The organism is Flavobacterium sp. PL02 (assembly GCF_035013205.1).
Lineage (GTDB): Bacteria > Bacteroidota > Bacteroidia > Flavobacteriales > Flavobacteriaceae > Flavobacterium.
In genome coordinates this window covers 80,057-102,199 of sequence record NZ_JAYGJP010000012.1, presented here as the reverse complement: position 1 = coordinate 102,199, position 22,143 = coordinate 80,057, and the positions used below count along the sequence as shown (strand labels likewise).

Below are 22,143 nucleotides of genomic sequence, written 5' to 3'. Positions count from 1 at the left end.
AAGGTTTATAATATTATTTTTCAATTATATTTATACCATTCCCCTATGTATATGTGATTACCACATTGACAATAATGACAGAAGATATAATAATTGAAATTCTCATGTTTTCTTTTTAGATGTGTCAAAAGTATAAAAACTAATACTACTAAAAAAATAAAATCTCAACATTTCAACTTCTTCTTGTGATTAATTTCACGATTTTAACATTTTACCTCAAACAATCGTAGACTGTCCGATATATACGTTATCATTATTGAAATAAAGCAAGTCATCTTTGCTTAAAATAAAATTAGAAACGAACTCTCCTACTTCGTTAGTTCCAAATTTTGAATCAGATTTTAAATCTGTTGTTACTACTTGATATTCTATTGCTTTTTCTACAGCTTCGTATACTTTATTTGCTTCGGTAAAAAGACCAAAATGCTCTAATAACATGGCGGCCGATAATATTGATGCAATAGGATTTGCAATGTTTTTTCCTTTTGCTTGCGGATAAGAACCATGAATTGGTTCAAAAAGCGCATTTTTTTCTCCTAATGAAGCCGAAGCTAATAATCCGATAGAACCTGTGATTACACTAGCTTCATCTGATAGGATATCTCCAAATAAGTTTTCTGTTAGGATAACATCAAACTGTCTTGGATTAAGGATAATTTGCATTGCTGCATTATCTACAAATAGAAAATCTAAGGCTACATCCGGGTAATTCTCACTTACTTTTTTTACAACTTTTCTCCACAGTCTAGACGTTTCAAGTACATTAGCCTTATCGACCATTGTTACTTTTTTGCGACGATTTTGTGCTGCTTTAAAAGCTAAATGTGCAATTCTTGTGATTTCTTCTTCTGAATATTCACATAAATCTGAAGCATGTGTTCCTGCTTCGTTTAATGTTTTCTCACCAAAATAAGCTCCACCTGTAAGTTCTCTGAAAATTGTAAAATCAGCACCTTCAATAATTTGTCTTTTTAAAGGTGATGCATCTAATAATGCTTTGTATGGCTTTATCGGACGAATGTTTGCAAATAAACCAAGTTCTTTACGCAATTTTAATAATCCTTGCTCCGGACGAACTTTTGCACTTGGATTATTATCATATTTAGGATCTCCGATTGCGCCAAATAAAACAGCATCGGTATTTAAGCAAAGATTCAGTGTTTGTTCAGGAAGTGGATTTCCTGTTTTATCGATTGCAATTGCTCCCATAAGTGCATCTTCAAAAACAAATTCATGATTGTACACTTCGCCTATAGCATGTAATGCTTTCTTGGCTTGTAAAATTACCTCTGGTCCGATTCCGTCCCCCGATAAAACTGCTATTTTCAAATTCATAATGCCTCGTTCTTTATGTATTTAAATCTTATTTTATTTTTTAAATTAACTTCTGATTAATTCACTTTCTATTTTACAAGCTTCAATAATTTGATGAATATCTTCATCTATAACTTCTTTTTTAATATCTGCAAATCTTAAAAACTCAACATATACAATATCTAATTGTACTTTGGTAAGTTCATAACCTACTTTCTTGGCTCGGTAAGCCAATGCTGCTCTTCCGCTTCTTGCTGTAAGAATAATCGAAGACTCATTTACTCCAACATCTAGCGGATCCATGATTTCGTAAGTAGCTCTGTTCTTAATCACACCATCCTGATGTATTCCTGAACTGTGTGCAAAAGCATTTGCTCCTACAATAGCTTTGTTTGGCTGAACTATCATTCCCATACTTTCAGAAACCAAACGACTCATTTCGTTTAACTGGCGTGTATTGATATTGGTATCTAAGTTTAGGTAAGGATGTTGTTTAAAAATCATTACTACTTCTTCAAGGGCTGTATTTCCAGCTCTTTCGCCAATACCATTAATAGTACATTCTATTTGTCTTGCTCCGTTTATAGCTCCTGCAATTGAGTTTGCAGTTGCCATTCCTAAATCATTATGACAATGGCAAGAAAGAATTACATTCTCGATGCCTTTTACATTTTCTCTTAAATATTTAATTTTTGCACCATATTCGTCAGGTAAACAATATCCTGTTGTATCTGGAATATTAAGCACCGTTGCGCCCGATTTTATTACTTCTTCGCAGACTTTTGCAAGGAATGCATTATCGGTTCTACCAGCATCTTCTGCATAAAATTCTACATCTTCTACGTATGATTTGGCGTGCGATACTGCAAATTTTGCTCTTGCTATAATGTCTTCTCTGGTTGTATTGAGTTTGTGGAGGATGTGAGATTCAGAGGTTCCGATTCCTGTATGGATTCTAGGTTTTTTTGCATGTTTTAATGCAGCAGCAGCAACATCAATATCATTTTTTACAGCTCTTGTAAGACCACAGACGGTGGCGTTCTCTACAATTTTGCAAATCTCAGAGACTGATAAAAAATCCCCTGGGCTAGACACAGGAAAACCTGCCTCAATGATATCAACTCCCATTTCGTCCAGGCGTTTTGCTATCACTAACTTTTGTTTTGTATCTAACTTACATCCTGGGACTTGTTCGCCATCTCTTAAGGTGGTATCAAAAATTTGAACTTTCTCTCTATTCATTTTAATATATTTAATGTAATTTCACATCCTGATAACAAACTTATATTGTATTACTTTAGTATGAAATTCATTTTAGTGAAAATATACTGTTCATAACACAAATTAAAACCTATCAACTATCTAAATATCAATAAATTACATTATTATATTTTACAATGGCTAACCATCAAAAAGATTTTTTATTTGTATTAATAAAGTCCCTTTCCAAATCCGAAAAAAGACAATTCAAGATTTTTGCTAGTCGATTAGAAACTAGCTCAAATACAAAATTTATCGAGCTTTTTAATATTTTAGACAAATCTGAAGTCTACGATGAGAAACTCATTTTGAAAAGTGGTATTATTAAAAAAGTACAATTATCAAACCTTAAATCGTATTTATACAAGCAAATTTTGGTTAGTATTCGGTTGAATATTCCTAGCCAGAACATTCGTTATCAGTTACGTGAACAAATTGATTTTGCTGCTATTCTTTATAATAAAGGGTTGTATAAACAGAGTTTGAAAATTTTAGATAAAACCAAACAGCAAGCTTTAGAGAATGACGAAAAGTATATGGCGTATGAAATTGTTGAGTTCGAGAAATTAATCGAGTCTCAATATATTACACGAAGTATTCAGGGTCGTGCCGACGAATTGGTTATTCAGGCCAAAGAATTAAATTACCGTAATACTATTTCTAGTAAACTTTCTAATCTTTCGCTACAGCTATATGGTATAATGCTAAAAACAGGTTATGTAAAGAGTGATGAGGAATATAAATACATCGATGATTATTTTAATAAACATATTGCCAAATTAGACGAAAGCAAGTTTGGTTTCCGTGAAAAATATTGGTTTTATAATGCCAATTTATGGCGTAGTTTCTTGGTTCAGGATTTCTTGGCAAGTTATAAATATGCCTATAAATGGGTTACGTTGTTTTACGATAATCCAAATATGATTTTCTTAAATCCTGTATTCTTTTTAAAAGGAAACCATTATTTCCTGGAGTCGCTGTATATGTTGAAATACAAATCTAATTTTAAGAAATACCTCTCTTTATTAGAAGAAACTATTAATGATCCGCGTTTTCCTGTAAATGATAATGTGGCTTCATTATCGTTCTTGTATTTGTATAACAATAAACTGAACTATCATATTCTTGATGCGTCTTTTGCTGAAAGCGAATATTTAATTCCAGAAATATTAGATAAAATAAAACTTCATAGTGAGCATCTTGATGAACATCACGAGATGTTGTTTTACTATAAAATTGCTTGTATTTATTTTGGTAACGAAAAGTATAATGAATCTATATTTTATTTAGAGAAAATCATAAACAATAAGAATCTTACAATGCGTGAAGATTTAATGTGTTTCTCCCGAATATTATGCCTTATCGTTCATTATGAGTTAGGCAAAGATTATTACTTAGAAAATCAATTGAAAAACACGTATAAGTTTTTATTAAAAATGAATGACTTACACGAAGTACAAAAAGAAATTATTAAGTTCTTAAAGAACCTAAATAACTTCTACCCTAACGATATTAAAAAGGAATTTATAAAGATGCGTGAGCGTTTTATCGAGTTGGAAAAAAACACTTACGAAAAAAGAGCATTTTTATACTTGGATATTATTTCGTGGCTTGAAAGCAAAATCGAGAATCGAAAAATAGCCGATATCATGAGAGAAAAAGCGAAGCTTATTAATAGATAAAGAGAAAAGGTTCTGAGGTACTAAGAAAATTTAAAAGATTTTAAACCTTTATAACTTAGAACCTCAGAACCTTTGAGTCTATTTTATCTGCAATAACAGCATGTTGATGTTCCTTGTAAACAAACATCTCCTTGTCCTGGCGTATTAGATAGTACTCCTCCAGCTTCTCCACATAATCTATCGCATAAACCAATTGTAGGATTTACGTATGGAAGTTTAACACCTCCAAATATTAATTTTTGAGCGTTATTACTAATAATTTCAATGTTTTTTAGGTTTTTTAAATTTTTCATAATTGTAATAATTTAATTTTTTCCTACTCTTTAGCTTTTCGGATTACGCTTTTTAATTTGCTAATAGTTATAAGTTTAGCTAATCTAAATTATAAAAATAATTAACATAACATAATTAATTTGTAAGTTTTATAACAAATAATAGTTTTATAGTAAAAAATCTTGAATTATTCTCAATAAAAAAAGGCTTCCAATTTGGAAGCCTTTTTATAGGTTTTATGCAAGTTCTTATTTTGTAATATTGAATTCAGAAACATAAAAATTGATATCTAATTTTAAATCTGTTTTTCCAGATGCTACTTTTAGATTACTCCATTCGGCAACTGGTTTTAACCAAGTTTCAACACCGTTTAGAGTAACTTTTATTGGCATATTAAATCCTGCCACTGCATTTGACCAACGATATGTTAATTGCTCTCCTTTAAAGTAATACTCTAATGTTGGGATCATCGTTGTTCTTAAATATTGATTAAATACTGGAGTTAAGTTTATTCCGGCTTCTTTACTCATATAATCTTCTATTTGTTGTGTAGTAACTGTTTGGTGATAAAATGTAGCATTTAAACCTCTTAAAATAGCTCTCCACTTTTCATCATTATTTACTAACTGACGTATTGTATGCAGCATATTGGCTCCTTTTTGGTACATATCGCCAGAACCTTCATTGTTTACCTCATAATTACCAATGATTGGTTTGTCATTACGAATAACTTTTCGGCAACCTCTTACATATTCTGCACCAGCGTCTTTACCATAATAATATTCTACAAACAGACTTTCAGAATAGTTGGTAAAACTTTCGTGAACCCACATATCAGCAATGTCTTTATAGGTAATATTATTAGCAAACCATTCGTGTCCTGATTCGTGAATAATGATAAAATCAAATTTTAATCCCCAACCTGTTCCGCTTAAATCACGTCCCAAATAACCATTTTTATATTCATTACCATAAGTTACACTACTTTGGTGTTCCATTCCTAAATAAGGAGCTTCTACCAGTTTATAACTGTCTTCGTAAAAAGGATAAGGACCAAACCAGTGCTCAAAGGCTTTAAGCATTCTTGGTGCGTCTTTAAATTGTATTTTAGCTTTTTCTAAATTTTCTCTTAAAACATAATAGTTACAATCTAAATCGCCTTTTTCTCCTTTATATTTTTCTGAGAAATTAACGTAATCTCCAACATTTATGTTTACTCCGTAATTATTAATTGGGTTTGCAACGTACCAGTTATACGTTTTTGTACCATCTTTTAATTTTTTTACGCTTTGCAAACGACCATTAGAAACATCCATTAAATGTCCCGGAACATTTACACTAATAAGCATATTTTCGACTTCATCATACATATGATCCTTGCAAGGCCACCAAACGCTAGCGCCTAATCCTTGGCATGATGAGGCGATAAAATCATTGCCTTTACTATCTTTTTTCCAAGTAATTCCTCCATCCCATGGTGGTCTTACCGCAACTTTTGGTTTACCTCCAAAAAATACTTTTATTTCTTTTACTTCACCAACTTTTTGGCTTGCCGTTAATTGAACAAAAAAAGCATTTCCTTCTCTTTCAAATTTTAATTCTTTACCATCTTGGATAACTTTGTAGATATCCATTGGTTTTTGCAAATCGATTTGCATTTTGTTGTAATCCTGCAAAACGGTATATCGTATAGTGTTTGATCCCGTAATCGTACTATCTTTTGGATTTACTTTTACATCTAAATGGTAGTATTTTAAATCCCACCAAGCTCTCTCTTTGGTAATACTACCGCGTAAGGTATCTTGTCTTGTAAAGGCAGTTTCGGACTTATTGAGAAGCCCTTGTGCACTTGCGTAATTAAAAACAAATGCTGCGAAAAAGATAACGCTAAAACATTTTTTCATGAATTTCAGTTTTTGGATAATAGATAATTTTCTGGTATTAATTTTTATTTCAACAAATGTAACTAATCGAATTAAATTCGTGATAGTTTTCATTTTTAAAATTATTGAAATATTTAACTATTGTTATCTAAATTTTCTTGCTTATTTTAGCAAGATATAAAGCTATAAACCTAGTTATGAAGCTCTCCCATTTATTTTATTTTGTAGTTTTTCTTTTTTCATTTTTATCTTATTCTCAAAATATTCCTATTCATCGAATAACGAATGCTATTACTATCGATGGTGATTTATCCGATTGGAAGACTCCTTTTATTGGCCCATTTGTTATACATGATTCTGGAGTAAAAGCCACTCAGGAAACGTATGTTTCCCTTTCTTGGGATAATGAAAACTTATATTTAGGATATAAGAGTAAAGATTCCAAAATTATTGGCTCAGCTATAAATCCTGATACTCAAATATTTAACACCGATGATTTGGTTGAGTTATTTCTGGATCCCGATGGAGATTCTGAAAACTATATTGAGATTGGTGTTAATGCTTTTTCAAGCAATTACGACATGATTATTCATTGTATTTCGCCTTCTTGCGGTGGCTGGGATACCGATATTTCATTAGATATTACTGGGCTAAAAACCGCCAGTAAAATTAACAAAGACGGTTATGATACAGAAATCATGATTCCGTTTTCTAGCTTAACTGCTGTTAAAGATGCTGGTTTTGCAGTTCCTGTAGTTGGTACAAAATGGAAAGGAAATCTTTTTAGAATCGATTATGGTAATGAAACCGAATATCAGGCAATTTCCCCTTATGACGGCTCACAATTTGGATTTCATCAACCTGATCAGTTTAAGGTTTTTGAGTTTGTGGAGTAAGGCTAAAGGTACTAAGGTTCTGAGGCGCAAAGGGACAAAGGTTTTCCGTAGAGGCGCACCGCAGTGCGTCTTAGAGACCTTTGTCAAAGTTTGAACTTTGACAAAGGTTGCTGTTCCCTAATAATCTACTTCTGACGTTTTTTTAATACTTCTACAACATCATCTATCTGAAAACCTTTGGCTTGTAGTAATATTAGATAGTGAAAAAGTAAATCGGCACTTTCGCTCAGGAATAAATCATCGTTATCGTCTTTGGCTTCGATAACCACTTCTATGGCTTCTTCGCCTACTTTTTGAGCTATTTTGTTAATGCCTAATTTAAATAAGGAAGCGACATAGCTTTTCTCAGAATCGGCGTTTTCTCTTCTTGATTTAATTGTATCCTCAAGATCCGAAATAAATCCGTAATTAGTTTTGTTCTCTTCTTGCCAGCAGGTGTCTGCACCTGTATGACAGGTTGGTCCTTCGGGTTGTACCTGTATTAAAAGTGTGTCGTTATCGCAGTCATTTTTAATGCTTTTTAGGTGCAAAAAGTTACCGCTCTCCTCGCCTTTTGTCCACAATCGTTTTTTGGTACGGCTGTAGAATGTAACTTTTTGAGTTTCGATTGTTTTTTGATACGCTTCTTCATTCATGTAACCAAGCATCAATACGTTTTTGGTTTCGCTATCCTGGATTATTGCCGGAATTAATCTGTCGCTATTTTTTAAGAAATCTATTTTCATTTTTTTATTTAAAGATTAAAAAATTTAAGAATTTAAAGATGATTTAATTTCATTAGCTTGAAATTCTTCAAATTTCTGTGTTATATTATATTTCAGTTCGATAAAAGGAATTTTAAGTCCATTCGCAGAAATACTTACTGGCGAACCGGATTCTTTAAAGTTCATTTTAAGCATTTTTCTTTTAATCGAATTAGTTTCTTTGTTAATATAATCTTCTGGATTTTTAAGATAAATGGTAACAAATTTTTGAGTTATAACTGCTCGTTCGGCAACAGCCATAACATCTGTCCATGGTATTCTTCCTATTGAAACTCCCGAAGAATTATCGACTATTCCCATATTATCAATAATAACTCCCGGTTTTTTATCGAATATTTTTTTTGTACAAAAATATATACCAAACAATCCCATTAAAGTCCCCAAAATAGAGGCTGTGTTTTTTATAATTAGATTATTAAAAATCGGATTACCTACTTCTGGTTGATCCAATAATATCCAAAGGCTTGCGACTAAAAATAAGATTGAAAAAAATAATAGTTTTATCAATTTACCTTTACTCATTGGGATTTCTATTTTGTCTTTGTTCTGCATATATTGGTTTGTATTGTAAATATTTAAATTAAAGCCTTACTTCAATATTATTATTTTTAAGTTCTTGTTTTAAAGCTTTTATCTCAATTTCTTTAAAATGAAAAACACTTGCCGCTAGTGCTGCATCTGCTTTCCCGACTTTAAAAGTATCTACAAAATGCTGGATGTTTCCTGCTCCTCCTGATGCTATTATCGGGATATTTACCAATTCTGAAAGTTTAGCCAAAGCTACGTTAGCAAATCCATTTTTAGTTCCGTCATTATCCATCGAGGTAAACAAAATTTCGCCTGCACCACGTTGGGCAACTTCTACAGCCCAATCGAAGAGATTTAATTCTGTTGGGACTTTTCCGCCTACTAAATGTACAATCCACTGTCCATTAATTTGTTTGGCATCTATAGCGACAACCACACATTGGCTTCCGAATTTTTGTGCTAAGTCATTAATTAACTGCGGATTTTTGACTGCAGAAGAATTAATAGAAACTTTATCGGCTCCGTTATTCAGCAAAATTTCAACATCTTCGACAGATGAGATTCCACCACCTACGGTAAACGGAATATTTATTGTTGAAGCCACTTTTCGAACTAAATCGACTAAGGTTTTACGTCTTTCCTCGGTTGCTGAAATATCTAAGAAAACCAATTCATCAGCACCTTCGTCTGAATATATTTTGGCTAATTCTACGGGATCTCCCGCGTCACGTAAATCTACGAAATTAACACCTTTTACAGTTCTTCCGTTTTTTATATCAAGGCAAGGGATTATTCTTTTTGTTAACATTTATCTAATGTGTTAATTAGAGAATTTGTCAATTAGATAATTATTTCACAAAGCATGAAATTATCTAATTATCAAATTATCTCATTTGCTAATTATGTAGTTCTCTAGTTGCTTCAATGAAATCCTACCTTCGTAAATTGCTTTACCTATAATAGTTCCTTCGCAACCTAATTCGGCTAGTTTAGGTAATTCGTCAAAAGTTGAAATTCCACCAGATGCGATTAGCTTTATCTTTCTTATAATCGCTTTATCATCTGTAATTACTGCCCCTTGATCTAATATTTTTTCATACAAATCAAAACTTGGACCTTGGAGCATTCCATCTTTCGCAATATCGGTACAAATCACATATTCAATTCCTTTGCTTATGTAATCTTTAATAAACGGAATTAAATCTTCGTTAGAATCTTCTAGCCAACCCGAAACTGCTACTTTCTCGTTATTGGCATCGGCTCCAAGGATAATTTTGTCCGAACCATATTCGGCAATCCATTTTTCGAATATTTCTCTGTTTTTTACTGCGATACTTCCGCCTGTTATTTGGTTTGCACCACTTTCGAAAGCAATTTTTAAATCCGCATCAGATTTTAATCCTCCTCCAAAATCAATTTTTAAACTTGTTTTTGTAGCAATCTCTTCCAGAATCTTATAATTCACGATTCGGCTCGATTTTGCACCGTCTAAATCTACTAAATGTAGGTATTCTATTCCGTGTGCTTCAAATGATTTGGCTACTTCTAGCGGATTTTCATTGTAAATAATCTTGGTATTGTAATCGCCTTTGGATAAGCGAACACATTTTCCCTCGATGATATCTATGGCTGGTATTATTCTCATTGTTTTTTATTAAAAGATTTAAAAATTTAAGAAATTAGACAAAATCTTCTCTCCAATATCACCGCTTTTTTCAGGGTGAAATTGGGTTCCGTAAAAATTATTTTTCTGTAAAGCCGATGCGTATTCTACTTCATAATTTGTTGTAGCGATTGCTTCTTTACAAAGTGGCGCGTAAAAACTATGCACTAAATACATATACTCGTTTTCATTAACCCCTGTAAACAAAGGCGATTGCAAATTATAAATATTATTCCAACCCATTTGTGGTACTTTTACCGAAGGGGTGAATTTTATTACATCGACATCAAATATTCCCAAACCTTTGGTATTTCCTTCTTCAGATGATTTGCACATTAACTGCATTCCTAGACAAATTCCTAAAACAGGTTGTTTTAAATTAGGAATTAGTGTATCTAAACCGCTTTCAATCAGCTTTTCCATTGCCGAACTTGCTTCGCCAACTCCAGGGAAAATAACTTTATCCGCAGCTTGTATTTCGTCAGGATTATTACTCAGAGTAGCTTTAAATCCTAATCTTTCGATTGCGAACATGATACTTTGTATGTTTCCTGCACCGTAATTTATAATGACAAGCCCCCCAGCCCCCGAAGGGGGAGTTATTGTAGATTGTGTGATATTTTGATTCATAATATATTTGTATAGATTGGTAATTCCCCCTTTGGGGGTAAGGGGGGCTACAACATTCCTTTTGTCGATGGTAAAATCATTTTCTCGGTATCTCTTTTTACGGCAACTTTTATTGCTTTCGCGAAAGCTTTAAAAATCGCTTCAATTTTGTGATGCTCGTTTGTTCCTTCGGCTTTTATATTGATATTCGCCTTAGCTCCATCCGAGAATGATTTAAAGAAATGAAAAAACATTTCAGTCGGCATTTTTCCAACCATTTCACGTTTAAATTCGGTTTCCCAAACCAACCAGTTTCTTCCTCCAAAATCTATGGCAACTTGTGATAAACAGTCATCCATTGGCAAGCAAAAGCCGTAACGTTCAATTCCTAATTTGTTTCCTAATGCTTTGGCAAAAACTTCACCCAGAGCAATTGCAGTATCTTCGATTGTGTGGTGCTCATCGACTTCTAGATCACCTTTTACGAGAATTTCAAGATCCATTTGTCCGTGACGTGCAATTTGATCTAGCATATGGTCAAAAAATGCAATCCCAGTTTCGATTTTGCTTTTTCCAGTTCCGTCAAGATTCAAGTTGATATAAATATCAGTTTCGTTGGTTTTACGAGTTATCGAAGCCGAGCGTGCTTCTAGCTTCAAAAATTCGTAAATAGTCTTCCAATCGGTAGTTTGTAACGCAATTACAGGATCTAATTCTTCTCTTTTTGAAGCTACTTCTGTGCTCCCCAAACCTTCATCAGTATTAATAAAAATAGCTTTAGAACCCAGGTTTTTAGCCAATTCTACATCTGTTAAACGATCTCCTAACACAAACGAGTTTTCTAGATCATATTCTGGATTATCAAGATATTGAATAAGCATTCCCGTTCTTGGTTTGCGCGTTATTGCGTTCTCATTCGGGAAAGTTTTATCTATAAAAACAGCTTCAAAAGTAACTCCTTCGTTCTCAAACGCCTTCATAATAAAATTATGTATTGGCCAGAATGAATCTTCAGGATGAGAATCAGTTCCTAATCCGTCTTGATTAGTAACCATAACAAGTTCATAATCCAACTCATTGGCAATTTTAGCCAAATATTGAAATGCTTTTGGATAGAACTCTAATTTATCAAAACTATCCAGTTGGTAATCTGCTGGTTCCAGAACCATCGTTCCGTCACGGTCTATAAAAAGTACTTTTTTCATGGTTTATATTTTTTTTTGCCACTGATTTCAAGGATTAAGAAGATTTCTTTTAGTGAGGAAAAATTTTAATAATCCGTTTAATCTGTGAAATTCAATCTAACTCTTTGCGAAAGGAACGCGGATTATGCGGATTCGCTATCGCGAAAACACGATCCCGAAGCGTCGGGACGGATTTTATTTTTGATTGTTTTTAAATCAGTTTTAATCCGCGGCTTTACTTTTGTAAATCCGTATCATCCGCGTCCCTTTATAGACAATCTAAGTTAGCAACTCTTTCTCAAAGTCCTAAAAAATCTGTGGCCTGTTTTTTAGTTTAATAGCTTCAATGCTTCAATTAATTTTTTATTTTCAGCTTCAGTTCCAATAGTTAATCGCAAACAATTTTCGCATAATGGCTGAGTCGTTCTGTTTCTTATAACGATTCCTTTTGCAATAAGTTCATCATATCTTTTGTTAGCGTCATCTACTTTTACCAATATAAAATTAGCTTCGGTTGTATATATTTTCTCTACAAATTTCACATTAAGTAATACTTTAAGTAATTGCTCTCTTTGTGCTATAATAGCAGCTATTTCGGTATTTATTTTAGCGGTTTCTTTTAATCGTAAACCAGCTCTTTGTTGCGTTAGTTCGTTTACATTATAAGGTGGTTTTATTTTATTTAAAACCGAAATTACTGCTGCCGATGCATAACAAATTCCTAAACGTATTCCTGCTAAACCATAAGCTTTAGAGAGTGTTTGAGTGATTACTAAATTAGGATATTCATCTAATTCATTAATCCAACTTTCCTTTTTAGAGAAATCAATATATGCTTCGTCAATTACTACTAAACCTTTAAAATTCTGCAATAAAGCTACTACGCTTTCATCAGAAAATGAATTTCCTGTTGGATTATTTGGCGAACATAAAAAGAGTATTTTGGTATTGGCATTAACAGCTTCTAATATTTGGTCAACTTTTGGTTGGAAATCTTCCGAAAGTAAAACCTCTTTATTTTCTACATCGTTTATATTAGCCAGAACACTATACATTCCGTATGTTGGCGGTAACGAAATTATGTTGTCTTTTTTTGGTTCACAAAATGCACGAAATAATAAATCTAATACTTCATCACTTCCGTTTCCTAATAAAATCTGGTTTAGATTAATTCCCTTTTGCTTTGCTAAAACTTGTTTAACGCCATTTTGCTGTGGATCTGGATAACGATTTACGCCATTTTCAAAAGGATTTTCGTTAGCATCCAGAAAAACCATATCCGCAGTATCAAAATCTTCAAATTCATCACGTGCAGACGAATAAGGTTTTAATTGTTTTACGTTATCACGTATTAAGTTATTTATATCAAAATTTTCCATGTTATTTTTTTTAAGAGAGTCACGATTTATAGAGGCAAGAGACAAGAGAATAGAGTCAAGAGAATAGAGTCAAGAGAATAGATAATAGCCATTGGCTGTAAAAACATAGTATTGATTTTCTTTATTCTATTGTATAGCTTTTACTCTATACTCACTCATTATGTAGTCTTTACTCTATATTTTTTTAACCTATCATCTACTCTCTATTATATAGTTTTTACTCTATTTTTTTTATCGTATAGTCTTTACTCTATTCTCTTGACTCTATTCTCTTGCTTCTATTCTCTATTCTCTTGCCTCTATTTTCGCCAATCGCAAAGTCACTGCATTTTTATGCGCTTGTAACCCTTCGGCTTCAGCCATAACTTCAATCGCTTTTCCGATATTCTGGATTCCTTTTTCGGTTATTTTCTGAAAAGTCATCGATTTCATAAAACTATCCAGATTCACTCCGCTATAATTCTTGGCATATCCATTTGTTGGTAAAGTATGATTGGTTCCAGATGCATAATCTCCAGCACTTTCTGGCGTATAATTACCTATAAAAACTGATCCTGCATTATAAATCCCATCCACATAAAAATCCTCATCATTAGTACAAATAATAAAATGTTCTGGACCATATTCATTAATTAACTGAAGCGCAATAGTACTATTTTCAACAAATATTAATTTTGAATTTGCGATTGCTTTTTCGGCTATTGCTTTTCTTGGTAAAACAGCAATTTGCGATTGAATTTCGCTTTCTACTGCATCAATCAGATTTTTTGAAGTCGAAACTAAGATTACCTGACTATCCGTTCCGTGTTCTGCTTGCGATAATAAATCAGAAGCTACAAAGGCTGGAACGGCGCTATCATCGGCAACTACCAATAATTCTGATGGACCTGCTGGCATATCTATCGCTACTCCAAACTGTGTTGCCAGTTGTTTGGCTACGGTTACAAACTGATTTCCTGGGCCAAATATTTTATACACTTTAGGAATTGTTTCTGTACCAAATGTCATTCCGGCAATAGCTTGGATTCCTCCTACTTTTATAATTTTAGTTACTCCGCATAAATTTGCAGCATATAATATAGCTGGATTTATTTTTCCGTTTTTATCTGGTGGAGAACACAAAACAATTTCATTGCAACCTGCAATTGCTGCTGGAACTGCAAGCATTAAAACGGTTGAGAACAAAGGCGCTGTTCCTCCCGGAATGTACAAACCAATTTTTTGAATTGGTCTTTTTTCTTGCCAGCAATTTACTCCTTCGGTAGTTTCGATTGTGATTCTTTCGGTTTTTTGTACCAAGTGAAACTTGTAAATATTGCTTTTAGCTAACTGAATAGCTTCTTTAAGTTCATCAGATATCAAAGCAATTGCTTCGTTTATTTCTTCTTGCGAAACTTCTTTGTTATCTAAGACAATTCCATCAAATATCGAAGTGTATTTAGAAACTGCTTCGTCTCCTTTTTTTTGTACTTCTTTAAAAATTTCTTTAACCGTAGTTTCGATATCATCGATGGTTTTGGTTGGTCTTTTTAATATTTCCGACCAAGTCTCGGGTGTTGGGTTATATATCTTGTTCATTTTCTTTTATGCTTTAAGCTTTAGGCTCTAAGCCATAAGCTTTATTAAGTTTGTGTTGTATTTTTTTGGGCTAAAAGCATATTGCCTAAAGCCTAATGCGAGCGAAGCTCTAAAGAACCATTTTTTCGATTGGACAAACCAAAATTCCTTCGGCGCCAACATCTTTTAGTTTATCTATTACATCCCAAAAAGTGTCTTTATCGATTACGGAGTGTACACTACTCCATCCTTCCTGCGCTAATGGCAATACGGTAAGGCTTCGTAAAACAGGAAGTATTTTACCTACTTCTTCGATTTTATCATTCGGAATATTCATCAATATATATCTTGATTTTCTAGCTCTAAGAACTGATTCTATTCTGAATTTAAGGGTATCAATTAGTTTTTGATTCTCAGGGCTTATCTTAGGAGAAACAGCTAGAACTGCCTCGCTTTTTAAGATTATTTCTACCTCTTTCAGGTTATTTTTAAACAAGGTGCTTCCGCTTGAAACAATATCTACAATTGCATCTGCAAGACCTATGTTTGGAGCAATTTCTACTGATCCTGATATTTGGTGAATGTCTACTGATAATCCGAATGAATTAAAATATTCGGTAACGGTGTTAGGGTATGAAGTTGCAATACGCAATCCGTTAAGGTCTTTTATAGAATTGTATTCGAAGGCTTTAGGAACTGCAACAGAAACTTTGCATTTTGAAAATCCTAATTTTTGTGCAATCTGAATGCCTTTTCCTTTCTCTACCAATAAATTATCTCCAACAATAGCAGCGTCTACAACTCCATCGATTAAATATTGTGGAATATCTGAATTTCTTAGAAATAAAACTTCTAACGGGAAATTAGTCGCTTCGGCTTTTAATTGGTCGTTTCCGTTATCTATCGAAATTCCGCAATCTTTTAAGATTTGAATGCTTTCTTCGTTTAAACGACCTGATTTTTGAATTGCAATTTTTAAAGTACTCATTTTAGTTTTTTGGTTTAAATTAATAGTCTGAGTACAAAGAATTGGGTATAAAAAAACCCGTTTGATGTACTCAAACGGGTTTTTAAAATATGATGATTTACACGCATACCATTAACACATCGCTTGAGGGCAATAATGAAAATGATGATGATGTAATTGAATTAATAACATAACTAGAATTGTTTTTTTTCTTTGTTTCGTTTGCAAATATACTAGATTAATTAATTAAAAAGCAATTTTTAATTTAACTTAAAATGACTTTATTGTTAAATTACCTAATTCTATCCCGTTTATACAGGGAAATATTGCTATTTATTTAATGAAATTTGAGTTTGATTTAATCGATTTCATTTTTATAAAAACCAAGTTTTAATGTCGTTCCTTCGTTTAATTTACTGGACACAGAAATTGTAATATCTAATAGTAAACTTAATTTTTTTACAATAGACAAACCTAGTCCCATTCCGTTAATATCGGGATGTAGCTCTGAATGTGAACGGAAAAATTGGTCAAATACTTTTTGTAAATCATCCGATGTAATTCCTATTCCGGAATCGATTATTTGGCATTCAACACCATCAGAAGTTTCAGCAACTATAATACTGACTTTACCATTTTCATGAGAATATTTGATTGCATTTGAAATTAAATTATTCATAATTATCGAAAGCAAATAGCGATCGGTATCCAGACAATAATCTTTTTTAAATTCTGTAACAATATGAATATTTTTAGATTGTATATTACTTGAATACTGCGAAATTGTATCTAAAATTAAAGCATTTAAATATACTTTTTCGATATGTAAACTTTGCTTTTGATTTTCGAATCGTGCCAATAATAACAATTGATCTACTAGAATATTTAATCGATCAACTTCGGTAATACAAAAATTTATTTTCTCTTCATATTCATTGTTATTACGAGGTTTACGTATTAAAACCTCAAGTGTTCCTTTAATAATAGTTAATGGTGTTCTTAATTCATGAGACGCATAAGATGTAAACTGTTTCTCTCTCTCTACAGCATTTTCAAGTCTGTCTAGTAAGCTATTTATTGTTTTTGATAATACATGCAATTCATCTCGATTTACTGGTAGCGGAATCCTGGTTCTTAAATTGTCTTTGGTAATAATATTCGAGGTTTCGATAATAGTATTAATTGGTTTTATACTTCTTCCTGCAAAAAATCTTGCTATAAAAAATAATAATATCAAAATAAGCGGAAACGCTACAACCAGTATATAAAATAAGTTGTCGAGTACCAATGTAGAGTCTGTTAATGACATGGCGATCATTAAATATCCTATTTTCTTTTGATTTACATAAATAGGAACCTGAATTTGTCTGATAATATTATCAAGTAACTTGGTATTAAACAATTCAAAATTTTCTTTTTGGCTATGAAACGTTAGTGTTTCAAGTTTTAAATTGGGAGATTTCTCTATAATTTTTCCATTTACATCTAAGAACTGAACAAAAACCGGATTTACATCGACAGTATTATGTTCGCGTTCATTCCATTCTTCTACATCTATTAAAGTCAATATCCCATTTTTGACTTTAATTTCATCTAAATGATTTTTAATTTCAACGATGATATCATTATCTATATGGCTGTAAACACTTTGTTTTACAATAGAATAAATAGTAAAAAAGACCACAAAAATTAATAATGCGGTAATAATTATATAATTAAAAGCGATTCTGTTTTTAAACGAAAATTGTAGCATTTTTTAGTCGTTTGCGATGTAACCAATACCTCGAATTGTTTTTATGTAATCTTCCTCGATTTTTAAATTCAGCTTTTTTCTAATAGCATTCATAAAAACATCAATAACGCTAGTGTCGTATTCAAAATTTATTTGCCATACATCCTGCAAAATCTGATTTCGTGTACACACTTTGCCCTTATTCTTAACCAAATAAGTTAGTAATTCAAACTCACGTTGAGTAAGCGAAACAGTTGTGTTATTTGTCATAACGGTGTGTTGCACCAAATTAATTTGGATTGCTCCAAGCGTGAGTATTTCGGGGGTTTTCTGGTTTCTGAAATGAATTTTAATTCGTTCGACCAACTCTTCAAAACTAAATGGCTTTTTTATATAATCATTTGCCCCAGCTTTTAATCCTTCAACGGTTTCAAGAATAGTATCTTTTGCTGTTAAAAAAATGATTGGTGTTGTAGTATCTTTTATTCTAATGGCTTTACATAAATCTATTCCTGTGATTTTGGGAAGCATCCAATCGAGTAAAATTAAATCAAATTTTTGTTTCTGAATTAATTCAAAACCAGCCAATCCATCTGATGCTGTAGTAATTTGGTATCCCTCTTCTTCTAAACCTTGCTGAAGAAATTGTACAATACCAGCTTCATCTTCGACTATTAAAATATGCATTTTTTAATTTGTTATATATTCTAAAATTGATAAGATTCTCTAAATAATTCTATTTACTAGTTTCAAAGATAAATGTTTTTGAACTTAAAAAACTAAGCGTTATTACTACCTAATTATTTTTACATCTCTTTGTAAGAATTAGATTCTAAATAAAAAGCTGTATATTTCCTTAAATTAAAGATAAAAAACACCATCTTAAGACAATCTTAAGGCAATGCTAAGTCATGCGAAAGGTTTGGCTAATAGCCGACTAATAGAAAGAATTAAATTTGCAATAAAATTTTTTAGATGACATTATACAAGAAATTAGCCCCATTTTATTATCTCTCTTTATTTTATTTACTAGTAAGTTTTGTATTGAGATTAGTTTTGTTTTTTCATCCTATAACCGAAACTTCATTTAGTTTTATTGATACCATCAAAATATTTGGATTAGGATTAGTATCTGATGTTTTTGTGTTTGTTGTAGCAAGTGTTTTTTTATGGTTGTATCTTATTTTTATCTCCAACTCTAAGTATTTAAAACCATCAGGTTACATTATTTTTGGAATACTTATAGCTCTTTTTCTTTATATAGCAAGCGGAAAAAGTATCCTTAACGAGTATGGTGGAGCCTTACCACAAATAGTACTTATTTTTGTTGGTATAAAAACATTTTTATTTGGATTATTACTTTTTCTTCCTAACTATCGTGATAAAATTAGATTTTGGTTATTTGCCTTTGTGATCTTTTTGTACGTTCTTTTAATCTTGCAAAACGGAATAAGTGAATATTTTTTCTGGAATGAATTTGGTGTAAAGTATAACTTTATTGCAGTAAATTATTTGGTTTACACTAATGAGGTTATTGGTAATATAATGCAATCCTATCCTGTAATTCCTTTATTTTCTGCTCTTTTTTTAATTGCAGGAACAGTTACTTATTTTATTGTAAAGAAAACAAGAATTTATATTGATGCTATTCCTTCATTTCTTGAAAAGATAAAAATATCAGCTTTATACGTTACGCTTTTTGTTTTTTCATTATTTGCAATTCCACGTCTAGCACTTAGTGAAAATTCTGAAAATGTATTTTCCAATGAACTTCAATCAAATGGATTGTACAAATTCTATTTAGCCTACAAAAACAGTAGTTTAGATTATTTTAAATTTTATAAAACCATTCCTAATGCCGAAGCTTATAAAATTCTGAAACAACAGTTACCTACTATATCTGGCGAAAGTACTTTACGAAAGATACAAAGTGATTCTGCAGAAAATCGTAAAAATGTAGTCTTGATAACTATCGAAAGTTATAGTGCCGAGTTTATGAAACGTTATGGTAACGAAGAGAATATGACTCCATTCTTAGATAGTCTGGCTAATAAAAGCTTAGAGTTTACTAATTTATATGCAGTTGGTAATAGAACTGTTCGCGGTCTGGAAGCAGTTACATTATGTATTCCTCCTACTGCCGGAGAAAGCGTTGTAAAAAGAGAAGACAATAAGAATAAGTTCTCGACAGGATTTGTCTTTAAACAAAAAGGATATACTACTAAATATCTTTATGGTGGAGATGCTTATTTTGATAATATGCAGGATTTTTATTCAGGAAATGGATATGATATTGTAGATAAATCTAGTTTTACACCCGAAGAAATTACATTTTCGAATGTTTGGGGTGTTTGCGATGAAGATATGTCTAATAAAGCGATAAAGGTTATGAATGCTGAAGCAAAAGCAAATAAGCCTTTCTTTAATCATATCATGACAGTAAGTAATCACCGTCCGTTTACATATCCTAATGGTAAAATTGATATTCCGGGTGATATTAAATCCCGTGATGGAGGTGTAAAATATACTGATTATGCCCTAAAAAGATTCTTTGAGATGGCTAGTAAACAGCCTTGGTTTAAGAATACTGTGTTTGTAATTGTAGCCGATCATTGTGCGTCTAGCGCTGGAAAAACAGAACTTCCACTAGATAAATATAGAATCCCAGCTTTTATTTATAGTCCCGGTTTTGTTCCTGCTCAAAAGTATAATAAATTGATGTCGCAAATAGATATTATGCCAACCGTATTTGGTTTACTGAATTTTAGCTACGAAAGTAAGTTTTATGGTGAAGATGTATTGAAACCTGATTATAAACCTAGAGCCTTTATCGCTACATATCAGGATATGGGATTGATAAAAGATAATGTATTAACGATACTTTCGCCAAAGCAAAAAGTAAAACAATTTCAGCTAAACTTAATTCCGAAGAAAGGTGTTGCACCAGAATATCAGATATTCTACGATGAAATTCCTTTAGCAAAAGAAAAAACAGATTTGGTTAACGAGACAATTTCGTATTATCAAACTGCTTCGGATATGTTGAAGCATAAGAAATATGAGTTTTAAAAAAAAGGTGCAAAGGTTCAGAGGTTTAGGAAAGGTTCAAAGGAACAAAGGTTTGAAAAGGAACTAAGGTTCTGAGCTACTGAGATTATAAGAAAGACAAAAGGCTCAAATTCTATAGAATTTGAGCCTTTTTTATTGTTTTCAACTTAGCGAACTTTGCGGTTAAATTTTCAGGAGCCATTTCGTTGCAACCTTAAACCTTTGCATCTTAGTACCTCAGAACCTTTGAACCTTAAAAGTAACTAGTCATTTTGGTTTTTCATTCCGAATAAATCTCCTTGTTGAAACAATTTTAAATCATCTCTTAAAGCTTGATAATTTCTTTGTGTAACCGCTGGTGCATCTAAACCACTTAAATCAGGTTTTCCTGCATTTACCCACGCAGTGTACCAAAAACTTGCAGTTGCAGTAATAGCTTTTCTCATCTGACTTTCAACCATTCCGTTTAACTCTTTATGTAATTTCTTAGCATAATCATCAGAGAAAACAGCCGAATTGTATTTGCTTTTCACTACTTTTCCATCAGCATCAATTTTAAAAACCTGATTTTCTGGAGTTGCTGTTCTTAGTTTTTTATCAACGTCTAATAACGGCTGAACTAAACTATGTGTATCATTAATCATATCCCAAGTTGCTTTATGAACATCTTCATAATACACCGCCTGTGGAACATTTAACTTGTAATTTTTAGCAAATAATTCAGGTAATCTGCTTTCCCAAAGTGAGTGAATTCCTTTTTGGTCAGTTAATTGTCCGTCATGATTTGCAGAAGTATGTAATGGCATGTGTGCATCACCAATATAATGACCTAAATCGGCAGCAAGAAATAAGATTTCAGCACGATTTTTATCTTTAAAAGCTTTGGTTAATTTAACCATCATTTCTTCGATATACCAAGGTAAAATCCCGTTTACGTTCAGGAATTTATCATCATATTTTTTCTTTGCTTCTTCTAAAGTTTTTGGTAAGCTGTCTGCAGAACCAAAATTTTCCATATCAAAATAGTGTCTCGGATTTTCATCTTTATAATTCAAGGCATATTTACGAATATCTGGTACAGAAGCTTCTTGTGTAATAAAATCGATGTGATTGTAAAAGAAAACCTGAAGTTGATTTGGCAAAGCCATAACAGCGGCTTTATTAATACGCTCGTGACCAACAATACCCCAGGATAATGTCAAAAAACCAATTGCTAATGCAAATAATGCAATTAGTCTTGGTTTCATTTTAAAGTTTTTCATTTTTATATTTATTAGGGGTGCAAAAGTATTTTATTTAAGCAGAATTCAAAAGGATATTGCTAAAGATTATGTTAATTAAAAAAAATAACCTCTTTGATAGTATCAAAAAGGTCAAAATGATGTTGAAGTTTAATAATTTAAC

19 protein-coding genes are annotated in these 22,143 nt (G+C 32.1%); 3 read left to right on the top strand and 16 right to left on the bottom strand.

The window, feature by feature from the left end; all coding sequences use genetic code 11:
- Nucleotides 1–216 precede the first annotated feature (216 nt).
- Together leuB and SHI72_RS22385 are read right to left on the bottom strand one after the other, a co-directional pair.
- Nucleotides 217–1,335: a 3-isopropylmalate dehydrogenase gene (leuB, locus tag SHI72_RS22390; protein WP_323491451.1), complete on the bottom strand. Its 1,119-nt coding sequence runs from the start codon at nt 1,333–1,335 to the stop codon at nt 217–219.
- A gap of 45 nt (nt 1,336–1,380) precedes the next feature.
- Nucleotides 1,381–2,556: a 2-isopropylmalate synthase gene (locus SHI72_RS22385; protein WP_039119225.1), complete on the bottom strand. Its 1,176-nt coding sequence runs from the start codon at nt 2,554–2,556 to the stop codon at nt 1,381–1,383.
- Between the two features lie 155 nt (nt 2,557–2,711).
- Here SHI72_RS22385 and SHI72_RS22380 point away from each other — a divergent pair, with 155 nt between their 5' ends.
- Nucleotides 2,712–4,256 carry a hypothetical protein gene (locus tag SHI72_RS22380; protein ID WP_323491450.1) on the top strand — a complete coding sequence of 515 codons (1,545 nt, stop codon included), beginning with the start codon at nt 2,712–2,714 and terminating at the stop codon, nt 4,254–4,256.
- Nucleotides 4,257–4,339: 83 nt separating this feature from the next.
- Here SHI72_RS22380 and SHI72_RS22375 read toward each other — a convergent pair whose 3' ends face one another.
- Both SHI72_RS22375 and SHI72_RS22370 read right to left on the bottom strand, forming a co-directional pair.
- Nucleotides 4,340–4,549, bottom strand: coding sequence for a hypothetical protein (locus tag SHI72_RS22375; RefSeq protein WP_323491449.1), 210 nt, complete (start codon nt 4,547–4,549; stop codon nt 4,340–4,342).
- A gap of 228 nt (nt 4,550–4,777) precedes the next feature.
- A complete protein-coding gene (locus tag SHI72_RS22370; protein WP_323491460.1) occupies nt 4,778–6,433 on the bottom strand; it encodes a M1 family metallopeptidase in 1,656 nt (551 codons plus the stop codon).
- A gap of 176 nt (nt 6,434–6,609) precedes the next feature.
- Between SHI72_RS22370 and SHI72_RS22365 the strand changes: the two genes are divergently transcribed.
- A complete protein-coding gene (locus SHI72_RS22365) occupies nt 6,610–7,308 on the top strand; it encodes a carbohydrate-binding family 9-like protein (RefSeq protein WP_323491448.1) in 699 nt (232 codons plus the stop codon).
- A gap of 125 nt (nt 7,309–7,433) precedes the next feature.
- On the opposite strand, the gene hisIE is transcribed toward SHI72_RS22365, so the two are convergent.
- From hisIE to SHI72_RS22310, 11 genes are all read right to left on the bottom strand, one after another.
- Nucleotides 7,434–8,033 (bottom strand): bifunctional phosphoribosyl-AMP cyclohydrolase/phosphoribosyl-ATP diphosphatase HisIE, encoded by a 600-nt coding sequence (hisIE, locus tag SHI72_RS22360; protein WP_323491447.1) that lies wholly within the window; start codon nt 8,031–8,033, stop codon nt 7,434–7,436.
- 24 nt (nt 8,034–8,057) lie between these two features.
- A complete protein-coding gene (locus tag SHI72_RS22355; RefSeq protein WP_323491446.1) occupies nt 8,058–8,624 on the bottom strand; it encodes an STM3941 family protein in 567 nt (188 codons plus the stop codon).
- Nucleotides 8,625–8,652: 28 nt separating this feature from the next.
- Nucleotides 8,653–9,408 (bottom strand): imidazole glycerol phosphate synthase subunit HisF, encoded by a 756-nt coding sequence (hisF, locus tag SHI72_RS22350; RefSeq protein ID WP_323491445.1) that lies wholly within the window; start codon nt 9,406–9,408, stop codon nt 8,653–8,655.
- Between the two features lie 81 nt (nt 9,409–9,489).
- Nucleotides 9,490–10,245, bottom strand: coding sequence for a 1-(5-phosphoribosyl)-5-[(5-phosphoribosylamino)methylideneamino]imidazole-4-carboxamide isomerase (gene hisA / locus SHI72_RS22345; RefSeq protein ID WP_039119166.1), 756 nt, complete (start codon nt 10,243–10,245; stop codon nt 9,490–9,492).
- A gap of 18 nt (nt 10,246–10,263) precedes the next feature.
- A complete protein-coding gene (hisH, locus tag SHI72_RS22340; RefSeq protein WP_323491444.1) occupies nt 10,264–10,893 on the bottom strand; it encodes an imidazole glycerol phosphate synthase subunit HisH in 630 nt (209 codons plus the stop codon).
- 47 nt (nt 10,894–10,940) lie between these two features.
- Entirely contained in the window at nt 10,941–12,077 is a 1,137-nt protein-coding gene (gene hisB / locus SHI72_RS22335) for a bifunctional histidinol-phosphatase/imidazoleglycerol-phosphate dehydratase HisB (protein ID WP_323491443.1), read from the bottom strand.
- Nucleotides 12,078–12,385: 308 nt separating this feature from the next.
- On the bottom strand, nt 12,386–13,435 hold the full coding sequence (gene hisC, locus SHI72_RS22330) for a histidinol-phosphate transaminase (protein WP_323491442.1): 1,050 nt from the start codon (nt 13,433–13,435) through the stop codon (nt 12,386–12,388).
- 285 nt (nt 13,436–13,720) lie between these two features.
- Nucleotides 13,721–15,013, bottom strand: a complete 1,293-nt coding sequence (gene hisD, locus SHI72_RS22325) for a histidinol dehydrogenase (protein WP_323491441.1) — start codon at nt 15,011–15,013, stop codon at nt 13,721–13,723.
- Between the two features lie 109 nt (nt 15,014–15,122).
- The gene (gene hisG / locus SHI72_RS22320; RefSeq protein ID WP_323491440.1) at nt 15,123–15,980 is read right to left on the bottom strand and encodes an ATP phosphoribosyltransferase; all 858 of its coding nucleotides are present in this window, start codon (nt 15,978–15,980) and stop codon (nt 15,123–15,125) included.
- A gap of 337 nt (nt 15,981–16,317) precedes the next feature.
- Nucleotides 16,318–17,712, bottom strand: coding sequence for a HAMP domain-containing sensor histidine kinase (locus tag SHI72_RS22315; protein ID WP_323491439.1), 1,395 nt, complete (start codon nt 17,710–17,712; stop codon nt 16,318–16,320).
- A 3-nt stretch (nt 17,713–17,715) separates the two neighbouring features.
- Nucleotides 17,716–18,378 carry a response regulator transcription factor gene (locus tag SHI72_RS22310; protein WP_323491438.1) on the bottom strand — a complete coding sequence of 221 codons (663 nt, stop codon included), beginning with the start codon at nt 18,376–18,378 and terminating at the stop codon, nt 17,716–17,718.
- 288 nt (nt 18,379–18,666) lie between these two features.
- Between SHI72_RS22310 and SHI72_RS22305 the strand changes: the two genes are divergently transcribed.
- The gene (locus SHI72_RS22305; RefSeq protein ID WP_323491437.1) at nt 18,667–20,760 is read left to right on the top strand and encodes an LTA synthase family protein; all 2,094 of its coding nucleotides are present in this window, start codon (nt 18,667–18,669) and stop codon (nt 20,758–20,760) included.
- A 242-nt stretch (nt 20,761–21,002) separates the two neighbouring features.
- Here SHI72_RS22305 and SHI72_RS22300 read toward each other — a convergent pair whose 3' ends face one another.
- The gene (locus SHI72_RS22300; RefSeq protein ID WP_323491436.1) at nt 21,003–22,001 is read right to left on the bottom strand and encodes a zinc dependent phospholipase C family protein; all 999 of its coding nucleotides are present in this window, start codon (nt 21,999–22,001) and stop codon (nt 21,003–21,005) included.
- Nucleotides 22,002–22,143: the final 142 nt, after the last annotated feature.

Coding starts and splice junctions, on each gene's coding strand:
- hisG (WP_323491440.1), bottom strand. CDS start 15,980: ATGAGTACTTTAAAAATTGCAATTCAAAAATCAGGTCGTTTAAACGAA.
- leuB (WP_323491451.1), bottom strand. CDS start 1,335: ATGAATTTGAAAATAGCAGTTTTATCGGGGGACGGAATCGGACCAGAG.
- SHI72_RS22385 (WP_039119225.1), bottom strand. CDS start 2,556: ATGAATAGAGAGAAAGTTCAAATTTTTGATACCACCTTAAGAGATGGC.
- hisD (WP_323491441.1), bottom strand. CDS start 15,013: ATGAACAAGATATATAACCCAACACCCGAGACTTGGTCGGAAATATTA.
- SHI72_RS22300 (WP_323491436.1), bottom strand. CDS start 22,001: ATGAAAAACTTTAAAATGAAACCAAGACTAATTGCATTATTTGCATTA.
- SHI72_RS22315 (WP_323491439.1), bottom strand. CDS start 17,712: ATGCTACAATTTTCGTTTAAAAACAGAATCGCTTTTAATTATATAATT.
- hisB (WP_323491443.1), bottom strand. CDS start 12,077: ATGAAAAAAGTACTTTTTATAGACCGTGACGGAACGATGGTTCTGGAA.
- SHI72_RS22365 (WP_323491448.1), top strand. CDS start 6,610: ATGAAGCTCTCCCATTTATTTTATTTTGTAGTTTTTCTTTTTTCATTT.
- hisH (WP_323491444.1), bottom strand. CDS start 10,893: ATGAATCAAAATATCACACAATCTACAATAACTCCCCCTTCGGGGGCT.
- SHI72_RS22380 (WP_323491450.1), top strand. CDS start 2,712: ATGGCTAACCATCAAAAAGATTTTTTATTTGTATTAATAAAGTCCCTT.
- SHI72_RS22355 (WP_323491446.1), bottom strand. CDS start 8,624: ATGCAGAACAAAGACAAAATAGAAATCCCAATGAGTAAAGGTAAATTG.
- hisA (WP_039119166.1), bottom strand. CDS start 10,245: ATGAGAATAATACCAGCCATAGATATCATCGAGGGAAAATGTGTTCGC.
- SHI72_RS22370 (WP_323491460.1), bottom strand. CDS start 6,433: ATGAAAAAATGTTTTAGCGTTATCTTTTTCGCAGCATTTGTTTTTAAT.
- hisF (WP_323491445.1), bottom strand. CDS start 9,408: ATGTTAACAAAAAGAATAATCCCTTGCCTTGATATAAAAAACGGAAGA.
- SHI72_RS22375 (WP_323491449.1), bottom strand. CDS start 4,549: ATGAAAAATTTAAAAAACCTAAAAAACATTGAAATTATTAGTAATAAC.
- SHI72_RS22310 (WP_323491438.1), bottom strand. CDS start 18,378: ATGCATATTTTAATAGTCGAAGATGAAGCTGGTATTGTACAATTTCTT.
- SHI72_RS22305 (WP_323491437.1), top strand. CDS start 18,667: ATGACATTATACAAGAAATTAGCCCCATTTTATTATCTCTCTTTATTT.
- hisC (WP_323491442.1), bottom strand. CDS start 13,435: ATGGAAAATTTTGATATAAATAACTTAATACGTGATAACGTAAAACAA.
- hisIE (WP_323491447.1), bottom strand. CDS start 8,033: ATGAAAATAGATTTCTTAAAAAATAGCGACAGATTAATTCCGGCAATA.